We start from the raw sequence: 25,036 nt of genomic DNA, 5'->3' as shown, positions 1-25,036 counted from the left end.
GCTCATGACCTCAAATAGACCGAATATTGACTCTCTTGGATAGTTCTTCCGCCGACTCTTTGCGCTCGGAGTAGCGGTCTACCAAATAATCCTGGCGATCACGCAGCAGGAGAGTGAACTTGGTCAGTTCCTCCATTACGTCCACCAGTCGATCGTAGAAAGAAGACGGCTTCATGCGCCCGGCTTCATCAAACTCCAGGAAGGCTTTCGGCACCGAGGACTGGTTCGGGATGGTAAACATACGCATCCAGCGGCCAAGCACGCGCAGTTGGTTCACCACGTTAAAAGACTGCGAGCCCCCGCAAACCTGCATCACGGCGAGGGTCTTGCCCTGGGTTGGGCGAACGGCGCCCATGGCCAGCGGTACCCAATCGATCTGCGCCTTGAAGACAGCACTCATTGAGCCGTGACGCTCGGGCGAGCACCACACCTGGCCCTCGGACCATTGCATCAGCTCGCGGAGTTCCAGCACCTTCTCGTGGGAGTCCGGAGCGTCATCCGGCAGGGGCAGGCCGGAAGGGTCGAAAATACGGGTTTCGGCGCCGAACTCTTCCAGCAGGCGCGCAGCTTCCTGGACCATCAAGCGGCTGAATGAGCGTTCGCGGGTCGATCCGTACAGCAGCAGGATGCGCGGTTTGTGTGTGGAAGGATCCTTCGGCGCCAGCCGCTCCAGCGACGGCAGATCAATCAGTTCAGGTTGGACATTTGGCAGGTGGTCGTTCATTTCGGTCTCCATTGATCCAGGCCTAGAGCGCGCCGATGCGGGCAAGTTCGGCTTTCAGTTCGTCCTGGTTCAGTTGCGAGAAAGGCAGCGCAATGAAGGCGCGCACGCGCTCATCGATCTTCGCAAGTGTGGTCTGGAAGGCTTCTTCGATTTCTGCCTCACTCCCGGTGACCGCCGAAGGGTCGGCCAGGCCCCAGTGGGCTTTAAGCGATGGACCGAAGAAGATCGGGCAGGCTTCGCCGGCAGCGCGGTCGCACACGGTGACAACGATGTCGGGAGGAGTGCTCTCGAAGGCATCCGAGGCCTTGCTTGAAAGACCAGCGGAGGGGATACCGGCGGCTTCCAGGGTATTCAGTGCCCGCTCATTGACCTTACCGCTTGGGAAGCTGCCCGAGCTCACAGCTTCCATACCCTCGGGGGCCAGGTGATTGAACAGCGCCTCGGACAGGATGCTGCGGCAGCTGTTGTGGGTGCACATGAACAAGACTTTCATCAGGTATCTCCGGTTCAAAAGCTCAGGCGGATGGCCAATGCGGCCAAGGTGGCAAGCAGGATCGGCAGCGTCAGGACGATGCCGGTGCGGAAGTAGTAACCCCAGGTGATGACGATGTTCTTGCGGGCCAGCACGTGCAGCCACAGCAAGGTGGCCAGGCTGCCGATTGGTGTGATTTTCGGACCGAGGTCACAGCCAATGACGTTGGCGTAGATCATGGCCTCGCGCACGATGCCGGTGGCCTCGGCGGAATGGATCGACAAGGCCCCGACCAGCACGGTGGGCATGTTGTTCATGACCGACGACAGGCCAGCGGCAAGCAGCCCCGTCCCGAGGGATGCGCCCCAGATCCCGTAGCCGGCGAAGACATTGAGGATCTGCGTCAGATAGTCGGTGAGGCCGGCGTTACGCAGGCCATAGACCACGAGGTACATGCCAAGCGAGAACACCACGACCTGCCAAGGCGCGTCCTTGAGCACCTTGCGGGTAGAAATCACGTGCCCGCGCGCGGCGATCAGGTAGAGGATCAGCGCACAGGCAGCAGCGATGGCGCTGATCGGAACGCCCAGCGGCTCGATGGCGAAAAAGCCGACCAGCAACAGCGCAAGCACCCACCAGCCGGCAACGAACGTCGCCTTGTCGCGGATAGCGGCCTCGGGAGCCTTCAGTTGGTCGAGTTCATAGGTACGCGGCAGGTCCTTGCGGAAGAACCACAGCAGCATTCCCAGGGTGGCGGCGATGCTGACCAGGTTCACCGGCACCATGACCGAGGCGTACTCGCTGAAGCCAATGCCAAAGTAGTCGGCGGAAACGATGTTCACTAGGTTGGACACCACCAGCGGCAAGCTCGCGGTATCGGCGATGAAGCCCGCCGCCATGACGAATGCCAGCGTCGCCGCCGGGGAGAAGCGCAGGGCCAGCAGCATGGCGATGACGATTGGGGTCAGGATCAGTGCCGCACCGTCGTTAGCGAACAGCGCCGAGACGGCGGCGCCCAGCAGGATGATGAAGGCGAACAGCTTGCGGCTGCTGCCTTTGCCCCAGCGGGCCACGTGCAATGCCGCCCACTCGAAGAACCCCGCCTCATCCAGCAGCAGGCTGATAATGATAACGGCGATGAAAGTGGCGGTAGCGTTCCACACGATCTGCCAGACCACGGGGATATCGGACAAGTTCACGATGCCCGCCAGCAGCGCCACGACGGCCCCCAGTGCGGCGCTCCAGCCCACGCCCAAGCCTTTGGGCTGCCAGATGACGAGAACGATCGTCACCAGGAAAATCAAAAATGCGATCAGCATGACTACAACTCAATCAGCTAAGGGAAGTCTCAAGCACAAGCAACAGGGCTCTGCGGCCGCTCGCCCATTTCGGCAAGGCGCAACGCATCGAGGCTCAACCATTCCTGGTTCGCATCGACCACTCCCTTCAGCATCGCGTCCACCCACTGCGGCAGTTCGGGGTGCAGTCGGTAGTACACCCATTGACCCTTGCGGCGATCCATCAGGATTCCAGCCTCGCGCAAATGGGCAAGATGCCGGGAGATCTTCGGCTGGCTCAGCTCCAGCGCGTGGGTAAGTTCGCAGACACAGAGTTCGCCTTCACGGGCGATCAGCAGGGTCATCCGGGCCCGGGTGTCATCAGCCAGGCATTTGAAAACGAGGGGGGGAGTCAGTGTTTCCCGCATGTGACCTCCTGAGGAATGCGTGCACGGCCAATATCTGGAAACCCGAATATATGCATATTCGAATATATGGTAAAGCAGATATTTAGAGCCGCCTCGCCTTACGGGACGTCATAAACTGGAAAAAGCCCGGGCTCTGGGCCCTGGCCATTCAACTGGCGCTATTTTTTATTCTCTTGCCTCGCCGTACCCTGGTGGAATGCCATTTGCCAATCGTCTCCCACCTGGCGCCATATTGAGCTTCTCAAAGATTCGCTGCTGCCGCTCGGACTAAGGACAGTGCATCGATAGGTGGTCAGTACCACTTTTTCGGACAGGATGCGTATCTGAAAATCGTTGATCTGACGCTGGACAAAGTCCTGCTCCAGCAAGGCGTCTATGATCTGTGTTCGGTTCCAAACGGCACCATTCGCGCCAAATTCCACAAAATCTGGAGCCAGCAAGCTGTTCAGTATGTCGCGATCAAGGCGAGCCTCGCGTTCAAGCAGACGTACTTCCAGCGAGTAAATGGCTGACAGCAGCCATGCCTTCGAAACACCCATGTGGTTAACCTCCTTGAGCGAAGCATTTAACCCCGATAGGCATGGCTGGATGGAACCAGGCCGTTACTGTTGTTCTGAGGACACCGCCGAAACAGCTTGCGTGGTTGGGGAGCAGGAAAAATTTGCTGACGCGGCCATAGGCGCCAGTTGATCGTGGCACGAATACAACCCAGTCGAAAGGTATTGCTCTGGCAAGTTATTGTGTCAGCCGCAGCTTTGGGTCGAGAGTTACCGGTGCAATTGACCGTAAATGACCCCGATTTGCCGCCGAGCCCTGCTTACCGACCGCTCGGCAAAGGCGGCCGCGTTTCGACTTGTTCAAGGCTTACGCGGTAGGTGGTGTAAGTATCACCGTCCTCAAGGTAAAGGTCGCTCCGGTAGCGCGAGACTGCACCTTTGAGCTTGATGTGCAGGCCGTTGGCGACACGCTGGATTACCACATCTTGCAAGTCCGTGTCCGAGACCAGGAAAGGCGGGGTCTTGGCGAGGAGCGTCTTCATCGTCGCATCACTTCTGCCGTCGCCGTCGTTGACGTAGAACCTCAGGCTTCTGGGCTCGTCGGGATCTCTGGCAGCCTGCACGATGTAGATCGATTGCCCCGCAATGAAATCCTGCTTCAGCACGACCTCAGACGGAAATTGCGGCTTATGCAGGTACCCGTAGGTGAGAACGCATGCAAGGCAGATCAAAAAGCCAATCGCGAAATACTGTTTAACGTTCACCCTAAGGTTTTGACGTTCGGTCTTGTCCATGGGTTCGGCAGGGTTCTTCCTTGTGGGCGCCCCAGGCGGCGACGCCAGCTAATAACGTTATGGCCGGCATCGGAATGTTGTATTACATCTGCCCGCACACGGCTGTTTAGCATCGTCGATGTCTTCCTGTCGACGAGAACAACAACGTGAACCTTGGAACGATCATTACCCGAAGTGCCCGCTACTGGCCGGACCACCTCGCCGTGGCGGACAGCCAGGCGCGCCTGACCTACGCCCAGCTGGAACGCCGCAGCAACCGCCTGGCCTCCGGGCTGGGGGCGATGGGCGTGGCCGTCGGCGAGCATGTGGCGATCCTTGCTGCCAACCGCGTCGAGCTGGTGGAAGCGGAAGTGGCGCTGTACAAGGCGGCGATGGTCAAGGTGCCGATCAATGCGCGGCTGTCACTGGATGAAGTGGTGCGGGTGCTGGAAGACTCCTGCAGTGTTGCCGTGATTACCGATGCCAGCTTTGCCCAGGCGCTGGCAACGCGCCGTGCGCAGTTGCCGCAGCTGCGCCAGATCATCGTGCTGGACGGCGAGGGCGGTGACCTGGGCTATGCCGCCTTGCTCGACCGTGGCAGTGAAACACCGCCGGGCCTGGACCCGGCTGATGATGCGCTGGCCGTGCTCCACTACACCTCTGGCAGCTCGGGCGTGCTCAAGGCCGCCATGCTGTCTTTCGGCAACCGCAAGGCGCTGGTGCGCAAAAGTATCGCCAGCCCCACCCGGCGTTCCGGGCCGGGCGACGTCATGGCCCATGTCGGGCCCATCACCCATGCCAGCGGCATGCAGATCATGCCGCTGCTGGCAGTCGGTGCCTGCAACCTGCTGCTGGACCGCTACGACGATCGCCTGCTGCTCGAGACCATCCAGCGCGAACGGGTGACGCGCCTGTTTCTGGTGCCGGCGATGATCAACCGGCTGGTCAATTACCCCGGCGTCGAGCGCTTCGACCTGTCCAGCCTCAAGCTGGTCATGTACGGCGCTGCGCCCATGGCGCCGGCCCTGGTGAAAAAAGCCATCGAACTGTTCGGGCCGATTCTGGCGCAAGGCTACGGCGCCGGTGAGACCTGCTCGCTGGTGACGGTGCTGACCGAGCAGGACCACCTGGTGGAAGACGGCGACTATCAGCGCCTGGCCTCCTGTGGGCGGTGCTATTTCGAGACGGACCTGCGGGTGGTCAACGAGGCGTTCGAGGATGTGGCGCCCGGCGAGGTCGGCGAGATCGTGGTCAAGGGGCCGGACATCATGCAGGGCTACTGGCGCGCGCCGGAGCTCACCGCCGAAGTCATGCGTGAGGGCTACTACCTCACCGGCGACCTGGCAACGGTCGATGCGCAGGGTTACGTGTTCATCGTCGACCGCAAGAAGGAAATGATCATTTCCGGTGGCTTCAACGTGTACCCCAGCGAAGTGGAGCAGGTGATCTACGGCTTCCCCGAAGTGTTCGAGGTGGCGGTGGTCGGCGTGCCCGATACGCAGTGGGGCGAAGCGGTGCGCGCGGTGGTGGTGCTCAAGCCCGGGGCGCAGCTGGAGGCCGCCGAGCTCATCGAGCGCTGCGGCCGTGCGCTGGCCGGTTTCAAGAAACCGCGCAGCGTCGATTTTGTCAGCGAACTGCCGAAGAACCCCAATGGCAAGGTGGTGCGCCGCCTGGTCCGGGACACCTACTGGCAACACAGCGAACGTCGTATCTGACCAGGGAGCATGACCATGTATCAACCAAGTGCAAAGGCCGCACAGATCATCGAAGCCATCGAAGGCTTCGTCCGCGATCAGGTACGCCCGCTGGAGCAGCAGGCGCAACTGGATTGGGCTCGGCCCCATCCGCAGGCGGTGCTGCGGCAGGTGTGGCAGCGCTCCAGCGAGCAAGGCCTGTACACCTTCATGCTGCCCGAAAGCATGGGGGGCGCCGGCCTGAACGTGGCTGACTTGTGCGCGGTAAAGGAGGCCACGGTGCTGACCGGTTCGATGCTCGCGCCGCATGTGCTCGGCGAGCTGTCGGGGCCGCCGCGGGTCGGGCACCTGTTCAAGGTGGCCAGCCCGTATCAGGTCGAGGCCTTTCTGAAACCGGTATGCCGCGCCGAAAAAGCCGTGTGCTTTGCGCTGACCGAAGCCGAGGCCGGTTCGGATGCGACCGCCATACGCACCCAGGCACGCCGTGACGGTGATCACTTTGTGCTCAGTGGCAGCAAGCGCTACATCTCCGGCGCCACCTACGCGGACCTGGCGGTGCTGCTGGCGGTGACCGGGCCGGGGCAGGGCGCCCAGGGTATATCTGCATTCTTCGTCGACCTCAAGGCCCCCGGTGTGCGAATCGACAGTGACTATTCAGTGATGTCCGGTGGCGGTGCCCATGGTGACATCGTGCTCGATCAGGTGCGCGTGCCGGCGGCCAACCTGATCGGTGAAGAAGGCCAGGGTTTCAAACTGGCGATGGGGCGCATTACCCTCAATCGCCTGCTGCATTGCCCGACCCTGCTGGGTATGGCCGGCCTGGCCCTCAACCTGTCGATCGAACATGCCCGCAGCCGCAAGCAGTTTGGTCAACCGATTGCCATGTTCCAGGCGGTCAACCACATGATCGCCGACATGGCCACCGAGCTGCACGCTGCGCGCAGCATGGTGTACGCCACGGCGCAGGTGAACGATGCGGGGGGCGATATCCGCACCCAGGCACCGATGTGCAAGCTGTTCGTCTCCGAGGCTGTGTTCCGCATCGCCGACAAGGCGGTGCAGGTGCACGGCGGCGCCGGGTTGATGCAGGGCCACCCGGTGGAATGGATTTTCCGCGCCACGCGGATGATGCGTATCCTCACCGGCACCAGCGAGATCCAGCGCAACACCATCGCCAAAGGCGTGCTGATGCCGGCCTGACCGAGGGCCGCCGTTGCGGCGGCCTTCTGGCAACACCCCCACAACAATAACAAGAGTATTCGCCATGACTTTGGATGCTTCCCTGCCCAACCCCCGCACGGCCTGGCGGGTGGCCGCGCTGCTGGCGCTGCTGATGCTGGTCAACTTTCTCGACAAGGTGGTGATCGGCCTGGTGGCGGTGCCGATGAGCGCCGAGCTGGGCCTGACGGCTACCGAATTCGGCCTGATCGGCGGCGCGCTGCATTGGTGCTTCGCCCTCTCGGCGGTGATCGGTGGCTTCATGGCCAACCGGCGGCCCACCCGCACCTTGCTGCTGGGCATGGGCCTGTTCTGGGCGCTGATCCAGCTGCCGATGCTGTTTGCCACATCGCTGTGGGCCATCGTCGCCTGCCGCGTATTGCTGGGCATTGGTGAGGGGCCGGCATCGCCGGTGGCCACCCATGCGCTGTACAAGTGGTTCCCCAACCACCAGCGCAACCTGCCGGTGGCCCTGCTGCATGCCGGCAGTGCCATGGGGCTACTGGTGGCCGGGGCGATGATCCCCTGGGTCAGCCTGCATTACGGCTGGCGCAGCAATTTCATCATCCTGGCGGCGGTCGGCCTGGTGTGGTGCCTGCTGTGGTGGCGGCTGGGCCAGGAAGGCACCCTTGAGCGCCTGCGTGCCAGCCAGCTCAAGGCCGATGAACCGGCCATCCCTTATCGCAGGCTGCTGGGTGACCCCAGTGTGCTGGGCAACTACCTGTGCCATTTCGCCGCCAACTGGTCGTTGGCACTGACCCTGACCTGGGTGCCCAGTTACCTGCAGGTGGGTTTGGGCATCGACCCGCTGCAGACCGGGCACATCTTTGTCATGTTCGTGGTCGTGACCACGCCGCTGAGCCTGCTGCTGGCCTGGTTCTCCCAGCGCCTGATGCGCCGTGGCCTGCCTTCGCGGCTGGCACGGGGTGTGTTCGTTTCAGGGTGCCTGATACTGGCTGGCCTGTTGTCGGCCTCGCTGATGCTGCCCGGGTTGAACACTGCCGCACGGGTTGCCGCGCTGACCCTCAGCGGTGGCCTGGCCTTGGTCATGTATTCCGTGGGCCCGGCGATGCTCGCCGAGTTCACCCCGGCGGGCCAGCGCGGCGGCATTCTGGCCATCGGCAACGGCATCGCTTCACTGGCCGGGTTGGCAGCGCCGGTAGTGACCGGCTTGCTGGTGCAGGGCGCGGGTGCTGAACACCCGGCGGGGTACGCCCAAGGGTTCCTGGTGTGCGGGGCAGTGTTGGGGGTGGCCGGGCTGGTCGGTCTGGCCACCTTGAACCCGCAGCGCACGCTGCAGCGCTTGGGCGAGTCGGTTGCAGCGGGCGGGCGCGCGCGCGCTCAGACCGCCAGCTGAACGCCCAGTACGGACGCCAGCGGCTCGGCCTCCTTGCCGATCAGTTCGCCGCGCCAGCGGCCGCTGTTGACCAGGTCGATCAGCACGCTGCGCACCAGGTCGCGCAGGCAACCGGCGGCGAACGACAGGGGCTTGTGCCGGGAGTGCGCCAAGGCGATGGTGCGGGTAATGCGCGGCTCGACGATGCGCCGCGCCGCCGTGGGTTCGAGCAGTTCGCTCAGCGGCGGCCAGTTGCTGATGGTCGCTGCCAGGCCTGCGCGCACCAGGCTGGCGATGCCGGGCGCCGATTGTTGTTCGTAGGCTGCGGTTAGCGGCACGCCGGCTTGCATGGCGGCTTGCTCGATGCGCCGGCGCAAGTGTAGCGCCCGGGGCGGCAGCACCAGGCGGGTGGCGGTGGCTTCGGCTAGGGTAATGGTGTCGGGGGCGCCCGGTGCTGAGGCGCCGACCCAGTACAACGCCTCGGTGAAGATCGGCTCGGCCTCGACATGGTCGAGCTCCTCGGCATTGGGCACCACGCCAAAGTCCACCTTGCCCAGCTCGATGGCCTGGCCGCCTTCGCGGCTGAGGCCGTCCCACACCGTCAGGGTTACGCCCGGGAAGCGCTGCTCGGCGCGCCTGACGATTTCCGGCAGCAACAGGTCGGCGGCGCTGGCCGGGATGGTAATGGCCACGTGGCCCTTGGGGTCGCCGCGGCTGGATTTCAGCTCGTCTTTCACCGAGTCGAGCTTCTGCACCACCTGCCGAGCGACTTCATAGAGCTGGCGCCCGGCATCGGTCAGGGCAATGCCGTCGTGCTGGCGGTCGAGCAGCTGCATTTCCAGTTCACTTTCCAGCAGGCTGATCTGCCGGCTCAAGGCTGGCTGGGCAATGTAGGCGCGGCGCGAAGCCGAGGAGAAGCTGCCCGCTTCGACGATGGCAATCAGGTAACGGAGCTGTTTGAGGGTCATTGGAGCGGTTCCAAGGCTATGCCGAACTGATATGGCACGTATCCGAACACGTTATTTGTGGGGTTCGAAGCGCGGCTCCTAGTATCACCCCGAAAGCACGGGCCAAGGCAAGCCCGGCCAGGACAACACAAAACAAGAGGCCAAGCCCGATGAAAACTGCCGCCCTGCTGCGCAGCATCCTGCTCGTCAATGCCAGCCTGCTGGCCCTGCACGTGGGGGCTGCGCCGTTGCTCCCAGACCTGACGCCAGTCGGGGCCGAACGCGGGCCCGGCAGCGACGGCCGCATTCCGGCCTGGAGCGGCGGCCTGCAAGCGGGGCAGGTGTCGCTGGCGGTCAATGGCACCCCCCTGGACCCGTACGCCGACGAGCAGCCGCTGTATGTCATCACCGCGAGCAATTACACCCAGTACCGCGAGCAGCTTACGGCGGGGCAGGTGGCCTTGCTCCAGCGCTACCCGCAGTCGTTTCGCCTGCCGGTGTACCCGTCTCACCGCAGCGTCGCGGTGCCTGCACAGGTAAGCAACTGGGCCCGGCACAATGCTGCCACTGCCCGGCTGGTCAACGACGGCAACGGCGTGCAAGGCTTCACCGGCGTGCTGGCCTTTCCAAGGCCCGAGAATGGCCTGCAGGTGTTGTGGAACCACCTCACCCGGCCACGCAACGGCAGTTACAACCTGGCCTCGGACAGTGTCACCCCGCGAGGCGATGGGCGCTTCGCCGTGATCAGCCTGCAGCAGACGTTTGCCCGCCCCGACGTGCTGCAAGATGGCCAGCCGGGCAATGTGCTGTATTACCTGAGCTACCGCATGACCGCTCCGTCGCGCCTGGCGGGCGATGCCGTGGTGCTGCACGAAACCCTCGACCAGGTGGCGCAGCCGCGCCTGTCGTGGCTGTACAGCAGCAGCCAGCGGCGGGTGCGGCGCGCCCCGGCGCTGGCCTATGACAGCATCACCCCGGGCACGGCCGGCCTGCGCACCGCCGACAGCCGCGACATGTTCAATGGCGCGCCGGACCTCTACCAGTGGACCCTGGTGGGCAAGAAGGCTCTGCACGTGCCGTACAACAGCTATCGCCTGGCATCGCCCCTGCTCGGTTATGCCGCGTTGGTCGGCCCGGGCCACGTCAACCCGCAACCCACGCGCTACGAGTTGCATCGGGTGTGGGAGGTGGTGGGTACGCTCAAGCCTGGGGCGCAGCATATCTATGCCAGCCGCCGCTATTACCTGGACGAGGACAGTTGGGCCATCGTCGAGGCCGACTTCTTCGATCACCAGGGGAAGCTGTGGCGCACCGCCCAGGCCCATAGCTACTACCACGTGACCGGGCAGGCGCTGGTCAATGCCATGGAGGCGATCTACGACCTGCGCACGGGCCGCTATCAGCTGTCGGGCCTGACCAACGAACAGCCGAGGCCGTACACCTTTGACGTGCGCACCAGCGCTTCCTACTTTTCCCCCGGGGCACTGCGCAGCCAAGGGCTGCGCTGACACAACGCGGCCAAGCATCCGGATCAGGGCGTGACGATGTTGAAGCGGCCATCCGCTTCGTCCAGCCCTGCCATGAAGCGCAGGAATTTCAGCCGCTCGCCACTGATGTCGATATCACCCACGGTCGCTTCCTTGAGAAAGCCGGTCTGCTTCAGGGCGATGCGGTCCAGGGTGGCTTTGCTCATCTTCACCTCGACATCGGCCTGCCCGTGGCGGCGCTGGTCGCGGTGGGTGAGCACGCCATTGCGCAAGGTCAGGGCGTAGTCTTCGTTCAGGTCGCTGAAGTGCCAGTTGATGGTCAGGTCCTGCTCGGCGGCCTTGGCGGCATCCACGCGTACCCCCAGGTAATCGAAGAACAGCGTCGGGGTCAGGGCGCGCACCAGGTCGTCGGCGCTGCCGCCCTTGCTGGCGGCCGGCGCCACACCGTTGCGCAGCTCCTGTGCACCGGTCAGGTAGGCGTTGCGCCAGGTGGCGTTCTCGCTCTGGTAGCCCAGTTGCTCCAGGGCGTCGGCCTGCAGCTCGCGCGCCGCGCTGTTGTCGGGCTCGGCGAATACCAGGTGCCGGGTAAGCTCCGCGACCCAACGGTAGTCGCCACTGCCATAGGCTTCACGGGCCAGTGTCAGCACCCGTTCGGCACCGCCCAGAGCCTTGACGTAGTGCGCGCCGGCGTCGCTTGGCGGCAGCGGGTTGAGGGTCGCCGGGTTGCCGTCATAGAAGCCCATGTAGCGCTGATACACCGCCCGTACATTGTGGCTGAGCGAGCCGTAGTAGTCGCGGCTGTACCATTTGCTGGCCAGCCGTGGCGGCAGCGTGGTCAACTCGGCGGCGATCTCGGTGGGGCCAAGGCCGCGGTTGATCAGGCGCAGGGTCTGGCTGTCGATGAACGCATACATGTCGCGTTGATCGGCCAGGTAGTCGCGGATCGCGGCGCCGCCCCAGGTCGGCCAATGGTGCTGGGCAAACACCACCTCGGCCTGGTCGCCATAACGCACCAGCGACTGGTCCAAGTAGTGCGCCCACACCTTGGCATCGCGCACCTGAGCGCCGCGCAGGGTGAGCACGTTGTGTTGCACGTGGGAGGCGTTTTCGGCCATGCACAGGGCCTTGAACCCGGGGAACCACAGGTTCATCTCGGCGGGCGCTTCGGTACCGGGGGTGAGCTGGAACTCGATATCCACACCGTCGATGCGCAGGGTCTCGATGGGCTGTTCGATCAGCCGGGTCGGTGCGATCAGGCTGACCGTCGCATTGGCCGGCACGCCCTTGCCCAGCCCGGCATCCACCTGGCCGCGTGGCCCGCGTGGCAGCGGTGCGCCATACATGTACTGGGCCCGGCGCTTCATGGCGGGCCCGGCCAACACGTTTTCGCTGATGGCGTGCTCGAAGAACCCCTGCGGGGCGATGACCTGGACGTTGCCGGCCTTGACCTGGGCCTCGTCGATCACCCCGCGCACCCCCCCGAAATGATCGACGTGCGGGTGGGTGTAGATCACCGCGACCACCGGCCGCTGCGGGCGATGGCGGAAGTACATCGCCAACCCGGCCCTGGCGGTTTCCACCGACAGCAGCGGGTCCATCACGATCAGGCCATGCTCGCCTTCGATCAGGGTCATGTTGGCAAGGTCCAGGCCGCGCACCTGGTAGATGCCGTCGGTGACCTTGAACAAACCGGCAATGGTATTGAGCTGGGCGATGCGCCACAGGCTCGGGTTGACCGTGGCTGGCGCCTCGCCGTTGAGGAAAGCGTAGCGCTGCAGGTCCCAGACGGTCTTGCCATCGGCGTTGACCACGGCCTGGTCGACGGCCTCCAGCAGGCCGCGGCGGGCATTGTCGAAGTCGCTGCGGTCGTCAAAGGGCAAGCGCTGCAACCAGTGCTGGTTGCTCTGGCGGGTAAGCTCGGTGGCATCCTTGGCCGGCTCCTCGGCCAGCGCCGCGAAAGGCAGGGTCAGGGCCAGCAGACAGGGCAGTGGTCGTAGACGCATGGCGGGGTCCTTGTTGTTGTGAGGGCGATCACTCTAAGGACAGACCTCGCCGGCGAACCAATACCACTCTTGCATGGCTGCCCATGCCGTAATGCGATGGCTCAGCCGGCGCCCACGTCCATGATGCGCGCCACCAGCCAGGCCAGTGCCGGGTCATGCTGGCGATGGGCAAGGTACACCAGCTCCAGCTGGAACGGCTCCAGGGTAAACGGCAGGTCGAACACCTGCAGCGGCAACAGCCGGGCGAAGTGGCGGGCCAGGGCGGTGGGCAGTACCACGCACAGGTCGGAGCTTGCCGCCAGGTGTGCCGCCTGCAGGTAATTGGGCGTGGTGTAGGCGATGCGCCGGGCCAGGCCCTGTTCGCCCAGCCATTGATCGACCATGCCGCGGGTCTGGCCGCCATGCACCCACAGGTGGCGCAGGGCGAGAAAGGCCTGCAGGTCCAGTGTGCCGTCCACCTCGGGGTGGCCTTGGCGCACGGCCACGTGCAGGGTTTCACTGCGCCAGTGGCGCCGCTCGTAGCGCGCGGGCACCTCATCGAAGCGCCCCAGCACCAGGTCGAGCTCGCCTCGGTCCAGGGCTTCGGCAGGCAGGTTGGGCGCCAGGTGCTGGACGTCCACGCGCAGGTGCGGCGCCTGGGTTTGCAAGGTGGCCAGCAGGCCGGGCATGCACAGCTGTTCGGCGAAGTCGGTGAGGGCGATACGCAGCTGCCGGTGGCTGAGCTGCGGGTCGAAGCTGTCGCCGGCGCCGAGGGTCTGCTCGATCTGTTGCAGCGCCGCGCGGATCGGGCCTTCCAGGGCCAGGGCGCGCGGGGTGGGGCGCATGCGCCGGCCCACCCGCACCAGCAGGGGGTCGCCCAGCAGGTCGCGCAGCCGCGCCAGGGCGTTGCTCACGGTTGGCTGGGTCAAGGCCAGGCGCTCGGCGGCACGCGACACGTTCTGTTCACGCAACAGCATGTCCAGCACCCGCAGCAGGTTGAGATCGAAGTTGGCAATATTCATGCGAAAAATACATGGGATGGAAAATGAGAATTTCAAAAATAGTAGGCGCCTGACTAGGGTGAGGGCAATGCCTTCCCATCACCCATCAGGAGCGTCACCCGTGAGTACTCCCTACACCCTTCAACAAGCGGCGGTGATCGGCGCTGGCACCATGGGCCGCGGCATTGTCATCAGCCTGGCCCGTGCTGGGTTGCCGGTGCTGTGGCTGGACAACGACCCCAGCGCCACCGAAGCCGGCCTGGCCATGCTGGCGCAGACCTGGGCCCAGCAGGTGGCCAAGGGGCGTATCGACCAGGCCACGGCCGACGCCTGTCTGGCGCGGGTGCGCCGGGCGACGGCCTATGCCGACATCGCCGAAGCCGACCTGGTGATCGAAGCGGTGTACGAAAACCTGGCGCTCAAGCAGGACATCTTCCGCACCCTGGACAGCACGCTCAAGGCTGACGCCATCCTGGCCAGCAACACCTCGGCACTGGATATCGACGCCATCGCCGCCGCCACCCGTCGGCCTGAGCAAGTGCTGGGCATGCACTTCTTCAGCCCGGCCCATGTCATGAAGTTGCTTGAGCTGGTGCGTGGTGAGCGCACCTCGCCTGCGGTGCTCGATGCGGCCCAAGCCCTCGGCCAGCGCATGGGCAAGGAAGTGGTGGTGGCCGGTAATTGCCCTGGCTTTATCGGCAACCGCATGCTCGCCACTTATGTGGCCGAAGCGCGCAAGCTGCTGCTCGAAGGCGCCACGCCGCAGCAGGTGGACGAGGCGCTGCAGGGGTTCGGCATGGCCATGGGCCCGTTCCGCATGTATGACGTGATCGGCATCGACCTGGAATGGCGTGCACGCCAGCTGGCCGGTAAAAGCATGGATGCGCCTTTGCTGCAGGTCGACAATGCGCTGTGCGCGCTCGGGCGTTTCGGGCAGAAAGCTGGCCAGGGTTACTACCGTTATGCGCCCGGCAGCCGCGAAGCCGTGCACGACCCCGAGGTCGATGCGTTGGTGCTCAAGGTCGCCCAGGGCCTGGGCATGCACCGGCGCGAAATCGACGACGAGGAAATCCGTGAGCGTTGCCTGCTGGCGCTGGTCAATGAGGGCGCGAAGATTCTTGAGGCGTCGGTGGCCAGCTGCAGCGCCGACATCGACCGGGTCTACCTGCATGGGTATGGCTTCCCGGCAACAGTCGGCGGGCCGATGCGCTGGGCCGACCAGCAGGGCTTGAGCCAGCTGCTGGCACGGCTGGAGCGCCTGCAGGGCCTGTTCGGTGAACAGTGGCGCCCGGCCGGGCTGCTGATGCGCCTGGTCGCGGACGGCAAACAGCTGGCCGATGTTCGCGAGGGCCGCGCATGAACTACCGAGCCCCCTTGCGCGACATGCAGTTCGTACTGCATGAAGTGTTCGATGTGACCGCGCATTGTGCCCGCCTGGGCAACGCGCTGGACCGCGAAACCATCGATGGCGTCCTTGACCAGGGTTCGCGCTTTGCCGCCGAGGTGGTTGCGCCACTCAACCGTCAGGGCGATGAGCAGGGCTGCCGCCTTGAGCAAGGCCGCGTGCGCACCCCCGATGGCTTTCGCCAGGCCTACCGGCAGTATGTGGAGCAGGGCTGGAGTGGCATGACCGGCCCACTGGAGCACGATGGCCAAGGCCTGCCACAAATGGTTGCGGCCTGCTTTCACGAAATGCTGATGGGCGCGTCGCTGTCGTTTCGTATCTACTCCGGCCTGACCGAGGGCGCCGTGCTGGCGTTGCACCGCCATGGCAGCGCGGCACTCAAGCGCGACTACCTGGGCAAGCTGGTCAGCGGCGAATGGGCCGGTACCATGTGCCTGACCGAGCCACAGGCCGGCACCGACCTGGCACTGCTGCGCACCCGCGCCGAGCCGCACGGCGATGGCAGCTACCGCATCAGCGGCAGCAAGATCTTCATCAGTGGCGGCGACCAGGACCTGACCGACAACATCGTTCACCTGGTGCTGGCGCGCCTGCCGGATGCACCGGCAGGCGTGCGGGGCATCAGCCTGTTCCTGGTACCCAAGTTCGAATGCACGGGCGAGGGTGGGGCGGGGGCGCGCAATGCGGTCGAATGTGGCGCGCTGGAGCACAAGATGGGCATCAAGGGCGCGGCAACTTGCGTGATGAACTTCGATGGCGCCCGGGGCTGGCTGGTGGGCGAGGCCAACCAGGGCCTGGCCTGCATGTTCACCATGATGAACGATGCGCGCTTTCAGGTAGGCCTGCAGGGGCTGGGTATCGCCGAGGCAGCCTTCCAGGGTGGCCTGGCCTATGCCCGCGAGCGTTTGCAGTCGCGCAGCCTGGCCGGGCCGGTGGCGCCCGAGCGCAGTGCCGACCCGATCATCTGCCACCCTGATGTGCGGCGCATGTTGCTGACCCAGAAAACCCTCAGCGAGGGCTGCCGCATGCTGGCGGCCTTTACCGCCCAGGCGCTGGACCTGGAGCACGGCGCCGCGCAGCCAGAAGTGCGAGTGGCTGCCGGGCGCAGGGCGGCGTTGCTGATCCCCATCGTCAAGGCGCTCCTCACCGATGTCGGCCAGGAGGTCGCCAGCCTGGGGGTGCAGCTTTACGGCGGGCATGGCTACATCCGCGAATGGGGCATGGAACAACTGATGCGTGACAGCCGTATCACCCAGCTGTACGAGGGCACCAACGGCATCCAGGCCCTGGACCTGATTCGCCGCAAGCTGCTTGGCGACGGCGGCGAGCAGTTGCGCCTGCTGATCGACGAGTTGCTCGATGCGGCACGCAACTGCCGCGCCGACGCGCTGGCCGGGATGGCCCAGGCGGTGGTTCAGCGCCTGCAGGAGTGGCGAAGCCTGAGTGCCGAGGTGCTCGACGCCTGCCGCTGCGACCCCCAGGAAATCGGCGCGGTGTCAGTCGATTTTCTCGCTTACTCCGGCTACGTGTTGCTCGCCGCACTGTGGCTGCGGGCTGGCGAAACGGCCAGCGCCGCCTTGGCTGCAGGCATCGGGGACAGTGCCTTCTACCAGGCCAAGTTGCACGCCGCAGATTTCTACTGGCGGCGGGTGTTGCCGCGCGCCAGTGCTCACTGCGAGGCATTGCGCGGCGGTGCCCAGTGCCTGATGAGCCTGGATGAAGCGCACTTCGCCTTCTGACCCGGCCTGGCTGTTCACCCACAAGAACAAGAGGAACATGAACATGCAGCCTTTCAGTTTTGCCACCACCCCCCATCTGCTGTGCGAACCCGGTGCTGCCGCGCGCCTGGCCCAGCTGTGCCAGCAACGCAGCGTGCGCCGCGTGCTGATCGTGACCGACCCGGGCATCGTCAACCTCGGCATGCTCGATGACCTGCTGCCAGGGTTCACCCAGGCGCACCTGAGCGTGGCGATCTACAGCGAGGTCAGTGCCGACCCCAGCCACGCCTGTGTGCTCGCGGCGGTCAGCCGGGCGCGCTATATCGGTGCCGAGCTGATCGTCGGCTTTGGGGGCGGCAGCTCGATGGACGTTGCCAAGCTGGTGGCGCTGCTGGCCCATCCGGCCTGTGATCAGACCCTGGAAGAGGTCTACGGCATCGACCAGGCCAGGGGCCAGCGCCTGCCGCTGATCCAGGTGCCGACCACCGCCGGGACAGGTTCGGAGGTCACACCGGTTGCCGTGATCACCACCGGCGAGGCAGCCAAGATGGCGGTGATTTCACCGCTGCTGCTGCCCGACCTGGCGCTGCTCGACGCCGAGCGCACCTTGGGCCTGCCACCGGCCATCACTGCCGCCACCGGTATCGATGCCATGGTCCATGCCATCGAGGCCACCACCAGCCAGTTCAAACGCAACCCGCTGTCCAGCCTGTTGGCCCGCGAAGCGTTGGCGCTGCTGGCCGGTAACCTGGATCAGGCGGTGCACAACGGGGGCAACCTGGCGGCGCGCCAGGCCATGCTGCTGGGCGCCTGCCTGGCCGGGCAGGCATTTGCCAACGCGCCGGTGGCGGCGGTGCATGCGCTGGCCTACCCGCTGGGGGCGCGCTACCACGTGCCCCACGGGTTGGCCAACGCCCTGGTGCTGCCCCACGTGATGCGCTTCAACCGGCGCGAGGCGTTCGCCGATTACGCGGCGCTGGCGCCGGCCCTGTTGGGCGAGCGGCTGGTCCCTGGCGACCCCCACCAGCTGTGCAGCCAATTCATCGATGAGCTGGAGCAGCTGGCGCCACGCTGTGGCCTGCCCAACCGGTTGCGCGATGTTGGCGTGCCGCGGCACAGCCTGCCATTGCTGGCCGAAGACGCCTTGCAACAGCAACGGTTGCTGGTCAACAACCCGCGCAAGGTGACCCTCGCCGATGCCCTGGCCCTCTATCAGGCGGCATTCTGAAATGGCCAGGGAGCGCCCGCTGCGCGGCGCCTACCGCCACTTCCAGCCGATCACCACGCGCTGGCACGACAACGACCTGTATGGGCATGTGAACAACGTCGTCTATTACGGCTATTTCGACAGTGCCGTGAATACCTGGCTGATCGAACACGCGGGCCTGGATATCCACCACGACCCGGTGGTCGCCTATGTGGCCGGGTCCGCTTGCGACTATTTCGCCGCCATTGCCTTCCCGCAACGCATCGAAGTGGGCATCGCCGTCGAGCGGTTGGGCAACAGTTCCGTGCACTACGACCTGGCCGTGTTCGTCGAAGGCGAGCCAGAGGCCTGTGCGGCCGGGCGTTTCAGTCATGTTTTCGTCGACCGCCGCAGTCATCGCCCGGTCGCCATTCCCGCCAAGCTGCGCAGCGCCTACGAACGTCTGCTGCCGTTGTGACCGCCCAGGGAGGCCATAACGAATCGGCATGGCATTGATCTGAAGACGCTATTTGTGAGCGCCGTGAAAGCTCCCTGATACTTCTCATCACCGACACCGCCGGCCTGGGCGGCCGGCGCGTCTGCGCTGAACCCATCATTTCCCTCTCTAATAAAACAACAAGAGGTAAAGCGTGAGCGCAACCCTTCTATTCTGTCGGCGCAACGCGCCGCTGGCGGCTGTGTGCTGCCTGCTTGCCACCCCGGTTGCGGGTGTGCAGTTCGACGTAGGCGCCGTGCAAGGTCGCTTCGACTCGGCCCTGTCGTTCGGTACGGCCGTGAGCACCGCCAACCCCGACGAGCAGCAGTTGCAGGCGGCCAACGGCAACGATGGGCGGCGCAACTACCGCGCGGGCGATGTGTTTTCGGCGATCTTCAAAGGCACCCACGACCTGGAGTTGCGCCGCGACAACGTCGGCGTGTTCCTGCGTGGCACCTACTGGTATGACACCGCGCAGCGTGACCACAGCCAGCGGGCCGTCGATATCGACGACCACAACCGCCAGGAGTCGGCGAAAACGGCTGGCGCAGAGCTGCTCGATGCTTTCACCTATGCCCTCTACGATATCGACGGTGAGCCCGGTTCGGCGCGCCTGGGCAAGCAGGTGGTCAATTGGGGGGAAAGCCTGTTCATCCAGGGCGGGCTGAATGTCGTCAATCCATTCAACCAGGCCGCGCTGCGCCGGCCCGGTTCGGAGGTGAAAGACGCCTTGGCGCCGGTCAACCTGGTGTATGTCACGCAGAACCTCAACCAGGCGCTGTCATTCGACGCGTTCTATCAACTGGATTGGGAGCAGACCCGGCTGGACAACTGCGCAACGTTCTTTTCCAGCAACGACTTCATGCCTGAAGGCTGCAGCGGCCTGGATGTCGGCGGGCAGATGGTGACCAACCCGGCGGTTTCGCAGGCCCTGGCCCCGTTCGGTGTGATGTTGACGGAGGAGGGCGTGCGGGTGCCGCGAGGGGCCGACCAGGATGCGCGCAACAGTGGCCAATGGGGTTTTTCGCTGCATGGGTACGTCGAGCCGCTGGATACCGAGTTCGGCCTGTTTGCAGCCAATTACCATAGCCGCTTTCCCTACGTGGGTACGGTCAGCAGCCGCTATTACGCCAACACTGGCTTCGCCAGGGCGCTGTGCGGCAATGTCGGCGTGGCGCTGGCCAACTGCGGCGCCTTTCTGGCTTCCGGCAACGGGCAGACCCTGGCCGGCGCGCTGCGCATGGGGACTTCGCAGTATCGCGCGCAATACCCCGAAGACATCCGCCTGTACGGCATCACCTTCGCCACCACCCTGCGCAACGGTACCGCAGTGCAAGGCGAGCTGAGTTACCGGCCGAACATGCCGGTACAACTCAACGGCAACGACATCTTGCAGTCGCTGCTCAATGCCCCCGGTCGCAGCCCGCTGAACGCCGATGGCCTGCGCCCTGCGACCGACGACACACCGTACGACGGTTACCGGCGCAAGGAAGTGACCCAGGCCCAGATCTCGGCCGTGCAAGCGTTCGGCCAGGTCATGGGGGCCAACCAGCTGGTGCTGATGGGCGAGGTGGGGGCGACCTATGTCGGCGGGCTGGAGGGGCGCTTCGGCCCGCGCTACGGTCGCTCCGGTGCTTATGGCAACGGTGAACTGGCTGACAACAGCCTGTGCCTGGCGATTTCGAAAAGCCCGGGAGACTGCAACGGCGAAGGCTTTGTCACGCCCTTTTCCTGGGGCTACCGACTGCGCGCGACCTGGAGCTACTCGACCCTTGTTCCTGGCCTGGATATTCGCCCCAACCTGGCCTGGGCCCATGACGTCAAAGGTTACTCACCCGCTGACGGCTCGGCCTTCAACGAAGGCTCGCGTTCGATCAGCCTGGGCGTGGACCTCAGCCTGGCCAGCCAGTACTGGGCAAGCCTAGCCTACACCGATTATCTCGACGGCGATTACGGCACACGCGGTGACCGCGATTATGTCGCGTTCAGCGTGGGTGCCAATTTCTGATGCCACCAAGGAGCAGGACCATGTCCAAACGCAACATGCAGCAGCCAACGCCCAACCTGCCCGGAATTGCCCTGATCCTGGCCGGAGCGCTCGCCCCGGGGCTCGCGGTGGGTGCGCCGCCGGTGGGCGTGATGCAAGGGTTTCCGCCAGCGCCAGCGTTGCGTGTCACCCAGGCCAATGCGTTTCAGCCACCGTACTTGCGCTGGTCGATGCGCCACGCCCGTGAGGTGTCGCCCACCCGTGGTATCGGCCGTGCTGCCACACCGCTGGCCTTGACCGAAGGCAGCGAGGCGGCGCTCGACCAGGTGGCCTTCAGTGCTGGCGACCAACCCTTGACCCTGGCCGCCTACCTGCAGCAGACCAGCACCGACGGGCTGATCGTGCTGCACCGGGGCAAGGTGGTGTACGAGCGTTATCTGGAGGGTTTCCAACCCGGGCAGCCGCATATCTGGGCATCGATGACCAAGTCGGTCACCGGCCTGATTGCCGCCCAGCTGATCGCCGAGGGGGCGCTGGACCCGCAGCGGACCTTGGCGCACTACGTGCCGGAACTGCGCGGCACGCCATTTGGCGAAGCGACCGTGCAGGCCAACCTGGACATGCAGGTGGCGGTGCAGTATCCACCCCAGATGCCGCCGGACCTCGGCCTGTTCGCCGCCACCGGCCTGATACCGCGGGGCGAGGGCATGCCAGGGGATATCTACAGCTTCCTCCAGCAGGTGCAGCAGGCATCGAGCCCCGCTGGCAAGGCGCCGTTTTTCTACCAGAACGGCTCACCGGAAGCGCTGGCCTGGGCCTTGCGGCGCATCACCGGGCTCAACTGGGCGCAACTGGTCGAGCAGCGGTTGTGGTCTCGTTTTGCCGAGGACGATGCGTATGTGCAGGTCGACCCACTCGGAACTGAGATGGCCAGCGGTGGCATCAGTTGCAACCTTCGCGACACCGCTCGCTTCGCCGAACTGGTGCGCCGCGAACTGGCCCGCGATGCCAAGGGCGACAGCTTCAACCAGGCGGTGCGCAGCACCTTCCAGCCTGCGGACCCGGCGGTGTTCGCCCAGGGCATCCTCGGCCCAGGGCGCCCTGGCTATGGCTACCGCAACTACTGGTACCAGAAGAACGACGGTGACGGTTCGGTCGAGGCCAGCGGGCGCTTCGGTCAGAAAATTTTCATCAACCCCCGCCGCGAAGTGGTGATCGTGAAGCTGTCTGCCACCGCTGATCAGGCCCGGCGCGCCACGCGTGCCGACAGCGACGTAAACGCTGCCCCTGCGCGCGTGGTTGATTCGCCGGCAGCGTTCAGCAGCATGGTGGAAGCGGTGTTGGCAGCCCTGCCGGGTTGAGGTGCTGGGGGCGTCTGACAGGTCTTGTGCCGATATCCATGGCCCCCGAAGCATCTTCCGGAACGGGCGCCCAGCGGCCCATCGCGCCGTTCGCTTATGGGCTAGGCTCTTCGAACGTCATTCAAAACAGGGTTAGGTCCCTATGCAACTGTCCAGTTTCATCGAGAGCGGCATGGAGGAGATCCTCCAGGCTTGGGAGAACTACGCGCGTTCTGTTGAAACAGAGCTGCCCAAGCAGGACGCTGTGGGCCTGCGGGATCATGCCGAGAAGATGCTACGCACGGTCGCCGCAGACATGCGAACGCCGCAGTCCTCGCACCAGCAGTCCGAAAAGGCACAAGGCAGGGCTCCCCGGAGTTCCAGCGATACCGCCGCTGAGACCCATGCGGTTGCTCGCTTGATCGCCGGGTTTTCCATGGACCAGATGGTGTCCGAGTACCGGGCACTGCGCGCCAGCGTCCTGTCACTGTGGCTTACCGAGGAAACAGTCGCAGAAGCGAACCATATCCAGGACATGATCCGTTTCAATGAGGCCATCGACCAGGCACTGGCAGAGTCCATATCGGCCTATGGATCAGCCGTCGAGGCGACGCGCAAGATGGTCCTCGCCGTGCTCGGCCATGACTTGCGCTCGCCCTTGGGCGCCATTCTCATGGCCGGCGAGCTTATCCAGCGGCAGGCGGGGCTGGACGAGAAAGGCAAGGTGCTGGCGACCCAGGTCTGTACCAGTGCACGCCGTGCAGACAGCTTGATCAGGGACCTGCTCGATCTGGCTCGCTGCAACCTGGGGACTGGCATCCCGGTGGTCTTGCAGCAGGTGGAGCTGAATGCCATTTGCCGCGCTGTGATTGACGAACAGCGTACGGCATTCCCGCAGGCCAGGATCTTCCTGGATGAGCAGGCGCACGTCGCGGGTCAATTCGACCCAGGCCGCATCTCTCAGGTTTTCAGCAACCTGATTGGCAATGCCCTTCGTCATGGTGATGCGACGGCGCCGATCAAGGTCACGGTGCGCAAGGCACAGGGTGTGATACGGGTCAGCGTGCAAAACGCGGGCGAACCTATCCCGCCTGAAGTCATGCCCTATCTGTTCAAGCCGGAGGGCCGCTACTCGAGCTATTCAGCCGGCGAACGAGGTTCTGCGGCAGGGCTTGGCCTTGGGCTGTTCATCGCATCGGAAATCGTCGCCAGCCACGGTGGCAGAATCGAGGTGGAGTCGAGCGAAGCGCAAGGGACGACATTTGAGGTCATCCTGGCCCTGGGTGATCAGTCATAATCGGCTATCAACCCAGGAATGGAATGCCATGAACCCTTACTTTCAAGAAGTCATCGACCTGCACGAACTGATCGAGGCGCTGTTCGCCAGAGGCGAAGGCCAGGTTGAGGCGATGATCGAGCGCTTCACAGTGGACTTCTCCATGATCACGCCTACCGGCCTGCAGGTAAGCCTGCAGGATGTGGCCACCCTGTTCGCAACCCGTGCAGGTGGCCAGCCGGGGTTGACCATCGAGCTTACCGAGATGGAAGCCCTGGCGCAGTGGCCAGAGGGGGCAGCGGTCCGCTACCGCGAGACACACCGGCTGCCCGGCCAGGATGCCAAGACCCGGATCTCGACCGCACTGTTCAGCCTTCAAGGCGGTCGTGTGCTATGGCGTCACCTGCATGAAACCTGGGCGGCGTGATTTTCCGCCTGAGCCTCGGCCTTGTCCGCAGGCGGCAGGCTGGCGATGACAGGGCAGTTCTCATCCTTCTGGCGGTATTGTTCGAAGGATACGATTGTGATGACAGGGGTATCGAATGCTGTTCGTAGTGCTGCTTGGCGGTAAACATCCCCGGGCAAAAATAGAGGTGCATGACGTCGCTTTCGTCGTGGCCGATACGCTGGAGCAAGCCTACCCTCAGCTTCGTGAAAGCTGGTTCGGCAGCCCCAAGGGCATGCACATCGACGCCTGGATGGCCATCGATGGCGTAGAGGGCTGGCGCGTGGAATTCAGCACGCTGGCGCCGTTACCGGACGCGCCTCGCCTTTACTTCATCAACCTGGGTGGCTACGAGTCTCAGACGTTTGGTGAAGCGCATCATTATCTGCTGGTGGTGGCCAGGAACAGCCGCGAGGCCAGGGCCAAAGGCAAGCGGCAGATCTTGTCCCATTGGGCGCAAGCCCACACCGATGCGGTGCTGGACATTGACGACTGCTTGCCAATCGATGCCGTGGGCGGGCGATATGTGCACCTGGTTGAAGGGCCTCACGCCGCGATCGTGCAGCGCAACGATTACATCGTACTTGCCTAGCCTGGACACCCGGGCAAGCGGCTCAAACCCGTGTAGGGCAGGCCGCTTGAACGTGGCGCGGGTTAGATCAGGCCTTCCGCTTTCAGCGTTTTCTGCACGGCCGGTCGGCTGGCGACGCGTTGCTGGAATTGCACCACCGCTGGCCAAGGCGACAGGTCGATTTTCAGCATTGGCGCCCAGTTGACGATGGTGAACAGGTAAGCGTCGGCCACGCTGAAGGTCTTGCCGGTCAGGTAGTCCTTGCCTTCCAACGCCTTAGCCACGAAGCCCAGGTGTTTGCCGAAAGTCTCGAGGGTCTTGCTCTTGGCCTCTGGGCTGATGGCTGGGTTGAACAGGGCGGAGAGGGTCTTGTGCACCTCGGTGCCAATGAAGTTCAGCCATTCCTGCACCCGCGCACGCTCCAGCGAACCCGCAGGGGGCAGCAGGTTGGCCTGGGGCTTTTGCTCGGCAAGGTACTGGATGATGGCCGGGCCCTCGGTGAGGACTTCGCCGTTATCCAGTTGCAGAGCCGGCACATAACCCTTGGGATTGATCGTGTAGAAGTCCGCGCCGCTGGCAGTGGTGTGGGTCTTGAGGTCGACTTTTTCGGTGGTGTACGGCAGGTCCAGCTCGTTGAGTACGATGTGTGGCGAGAGTGAACAGGCACCTGGTGAGTAGAAGAGCTTCATTTTCGTCTCCCATTGAGTGGGTCAGCCGCGTGGCGGCTGGCGAGGTGAGGCACTTGCAGCGCTCTGGTTATGACACCAAAGCGGGAT

Annotated in this window: 23 protein-coding genes; 13 read left to right on the top strand and 10 right to left on the bottom strand. The window is 64.4% G+C overall.

From position 1 onward, the window contains the following. Nucleotides 1–10: 10 nt before the first annotated feature. The 6 genes from arsH to APH28_RS26650 all read right to left on the bottom strand — a co-directional run bounded on the left by arsH (nucleotide 11) and on the right by APH28_RS26650 (nucleotide 4,192). Nucleotides 11–724 (bottom strand): arsenical resistance protein ArsH, encoded by a 714-nt coding sequence (gene arsH / locus APH28_RS26675; RefSeq protein ID WP_023048559.1) that lies wholly within the window; start codon nucleotides 722–724, stop codon nucleotides 11–13. Nucleotides 725–746: 22 nt separating this feature from the next. After that, nucleotides 747–1,217 carry an arsenate reductase ArsC gene (locus tag APH28_RS26670; protein ID WP_060513414.1) on the bottom strand — a complete coding sequence of 157 codons (471 nt, stop codon included), beginning with the start codon at nucleotides 1,215–1,217 and terminating at the stop codon, nucleotides 747–749. A 14-nt stretch (nucleotides 1,218–1,231) separates the two neighbouring features. Then, nucleotides 1,232–2,515, bottom strand: coding sequence for an arsenic transporter (locus tag APH28_RS26665; RefSeq protein ID WP_060513413.1), 1,284 nt, complete (start codon nucleotides 2,513–2,515; stop codon nucleotides 1,232–1,234). A gap of 29 nt (nucleotides 2,516–2,544) precedes the next feature. Further along, entirely contained in the window at nucleotides 2,545–2,901 is a 357-nt protein-coding gene (locus APH28_RS26660) for a metalloregulator ArsR/SmtB family transcription factor (RefSeq protein WP_060513412.1), read from the bottom strand. A 158-nt stretch (nucleotides 2,902–3,059) separates the two neighbouring features. After that, nucleotides 3,060–3,440, bottom strand: coding sequence for a DUF4440 domain-containing protein (locus APH28_RS26655; protein ID WP_060513411.1), 381 nt, complete (start codon nucleotides 3,438–3,440; stop codon nucleotides 3,060–3,062). 278 nt (nucleotides 3,441–3,718) lie between these two features. Beyond that, the gene (locus APH28_RS26650) at nucleotides 3,719–4,192 is read right to left on the bottom strand and encodes a hypothetical protein (protein WP_060513410.1); all 474 of its coding nucleotides are present in this window, start codon (nucleotides 4,190–4,192) and stop codon (nucleotides 3,719–3,721) included. A 146-nt stretch (nucleotides 4,193–4,338) separates the two neighbouring features. Here APH28_RS26650 and APH28_RS26645 point away from each other — a divergent pair, with 146 nt between their 5' ends. The 3 genes from APH28_RS26645 (at nucleotide 4,339) to APH28_RS26635 (ending at nucleotide 8,440) form a co-directional block, all read left to right on the top strand. Beyond that, on the top strand, nucleotides 4,339–5,886 hold the full coding sequence (locus tag APH28_RS26645; protein ID WP_060513409.1) for an AMP-binding protein: 1,548 nt from the start codon (nucleotides 4,339–4,341) through the stop codon (nucleotides 5,884–5,886). A gap of 15 nt (nucleotides 5,887–5,901) precedes the next feature. Then, nucleotides 5,902–7,065 carry an acyl-CoA dehydrogenase family protein gene (locus APH28_RS26640; RefSeq protein ID WP_060513408.1) on the top strand — a complete coding sequence of 388 codons (1,164 nt, stop codon included), beginning with the start codon at nucleotides 5,902–5,904 and terminating at the stop codon, nucleotides 7,063–7,065. Nucleotides 7,066–7,129: 64 nt separating this feature from the next. Then, nucleotides 7,130–8,440, top strand: coding sequence for an MFS transporter (locus APH28_RS26635; RefSeq protein ID WP_060513407.1), 1,311 nt, complete (start codon nucleotides 7,130–7,132; stop codon nucleotides 8,438–8,440). On the opposite strand, the gene APH28_RS26630 is transcribed toward APH28_RS26635, so the two are convergent. Further along, nucleotides 8,425–9,387, bottom strand: a complete 963-nt coding sequence (locus APH28_RS26630) for a LysR family transcriptional regulator (protein WP_060513406.1) — start codon at nucleotides 9,385–9,387, stop codon at nucleotides 8,425–8,427. The genes APH28_RS26635 and APH28_RS26630 overlap by 16 nt on opposite strands. 149 nt (nucleotides 9,388–9,536) lie before the next feature. Here APH28_RS26630 and APH28_RS26625 point away from each other — a divergent pair, with 149 nt between their 5' ends. After that, complete coding sequence (locus tag APH28_RS26625; RefSeq protein ID WP_060513405.1) at nucleotides 9,537–10,874, top strand: DUF1329 domain-containing protein; 1,338 nt, start codon at nucleotides 9,537–9,539, stop codon at nucleotides 10,872–10,874. A gap of 23 nt (nucleotides 10,875–10,897) precedes the next feature. On the opposite strand, the gene APH28_RS26620 is transcribed toward APH28_RS26625, so the two are convergent. Both APH28_RS26620 and APH28_RS26615 read right to left on the bottom strand, forming a co-directional pair. Then, a complete protein-coding gene (locus APH28_RS26620) occupies nucleotides 10,898–12,856 on the bottom strand; it encodes an alkyl/aryl-sulfatase (protein ID WP_060513404.1) in 1,959 nt (652 codons plus the stop codon). 101 nt (nucleotides 12,857–12,957) lie between these two features. After that, nucleotides 12,958–13,857: a LysR family transcriptional regulator gene (locus APH28_RS26615; RefSeq protein WP_060513403.1), complete on the bottom strand. Its 900-nt coding sequence runs from the start codon at nucleotides 13,855–13,857 to the stop codon at nucleotides 12,958–12,960. A gap of 100 nt (nucleotides 13,858–13,957) precedes the next feature. On the opposite strand from APH28_RS26615, the gene APH28_RS26610 reads away from it, so the two are divergent. The 9 genes from APH28_RS26610 (at nucleotide 13,958) to APH28_RS26570 (ending at nucleotide 24,281) form a co-directional block, all read left to right on the top strand. Next, nucleotides 13,958–15,196 carry a 3-hydroxyacyl-CoA dehydrogenase gene (locus APH28_RS26610; protein WP_060513402.1) on the top strand — a complete coding sequence of 413 codons (1,239 nt, stop codon included), beginning with the start codon at nucleotides 13,958–13,960 and terminating at the stop codon, nucleotides 15,194–15,196. After that, the gene (locus tag APH28_RS26605; RefSeq protein ID WP_060513401.1) at nucleotides 15,193–16,980 is read left to right on the top strand and encodes an acyl-CoA dehydrogenase C-terminal domain-containing protein; all 1,788 of its coding nucleotides are present in this window, start codon (nucleotides 15,193–15,195) and stop codon (nucleotides 16,978–16,980) included. The genes APH28_RS26610 and APH28_RS26605 overlap by 4 nt, the downstream gene beginning before the upstream one ends. Nucleotides 16,981–17,023: 43 nt before the next feature. Then, nucleotides 17,024–18,187, top strand: a complete 1,164-nt coding sequence (locus APH28_RS26600; protein ID WP_060513547.1) for an iron-containing alcohol dehydrogenase — start codon at nucleotides 17,024–17,026, stop codon at nucleotides 18,185–18,187. A gap of 1 nt (nucleotide 18,188) precedes the next feature. Continuing rightward, nucleotides 18,189–18,623, top strand: coding sequence for a thioesterase family protein (locus APH28_RS26595; RefSeq protein WP_060513400.1), 435 nt, complete (start codon nucleotides 18,189–18,191; stop codon nucleotides 18,621–18,623). A 172-nt stretch (nucleotides 18,624–18,795) separates the two neighbouring features. Further along, nucleotides 18,796–20,649: a DUF1302 domain-containing protein gene (locus APH28_RS26590; RefSeq protein ID WP_060513399.1), complete on the top strand. Its 1,854-nt coding sequence runs from the start codon at nucleotides 18,796–18,798 to the stop codon at nucleotides 20,647–20,649. A 20-nt stretch (nucleotides 20,650–20,669) separates the two neighbouring features. After that, nucleotides 20,670–21,989 (top strand): serine hydrolase, encoded by a 1,320-nt coding sequence (locus APH28_RS26585; RefSeq protein WP_060513398.1) that lies wholly within the window; start codon nucleotides 20,670–20,672, stop codon nucleotides 21,987–21,989. A gap of 142 nt (nucleotides 21,990–22,131) precedes the next feature. Further along, nucleotides 22,132–23,265 (top strand): sensor histidine kinase KdpD, encoded by a 1,134-nt coding sequence (locus APH28_RS26580; protein WP_060513397.1) that lies wholly within the window; start codon nucleotides 22,132–22,134, stop codon nucleotides 23,263–23,265. A 28-nt stretch (nucleotides 23,266–23,293) separates the two neighbouring features. Further along, nucleotides 23,294–23,671, top strand: a complete 378-nt coding sequence (locus APH28_RS26575) for a hypothetical protein (RefSeq protein ID WP_060513396.1) — start codon at nucleotides 23,294–23,296, stop codon at nucleotides 23,669–23,671. Between the two features lie 115 nt (nucleotides 23,672–23,786). Beyond that, nucleotides 23,787–24,281, top strand: a complete 495-nt coding sequence (locus tag APH28_RS26570; RefSeq protein ID WP_060513395.1) for a DUF1543 domain-containing protein — start codon at nucleotides 23,787–23,789, stop codon at nucleotides 24,279–24,281. A 62-nt stretch (nucleotides 24,282–24,343) separates the two neighbouring features. Here APH28_RS26570 and gstA read toward each other — a convergent pair whose 3' ends face one another. After that, a complete protein-coding gene (gstA, locus tag APH28_RS26565) occupies nucleotides 24,344–24,949 on the bottom strand; it encodes a glutathione transferase GstA (RefSeq protein WP_060513394.1) in 606 nt (201 codons plus the stop codon). Nucleotides 24,950–25,036 lie beyond the last annotated feature (87 nt).

Source organism: Pseudomonas sp. NBRC 111124 (genome assembly GCF_001320245.1).
In the GTDB taxonomy this organism is placed as follows: domain Bacteria; phylum Pseudomonadota; class Gammaproteobacteria; order Pseudomonadales; family Pseudomonadaceae; genus Aquipseudomonas.
This window is presented reverse-complemented; position numbering and strand designations above follow the sequence as displayed.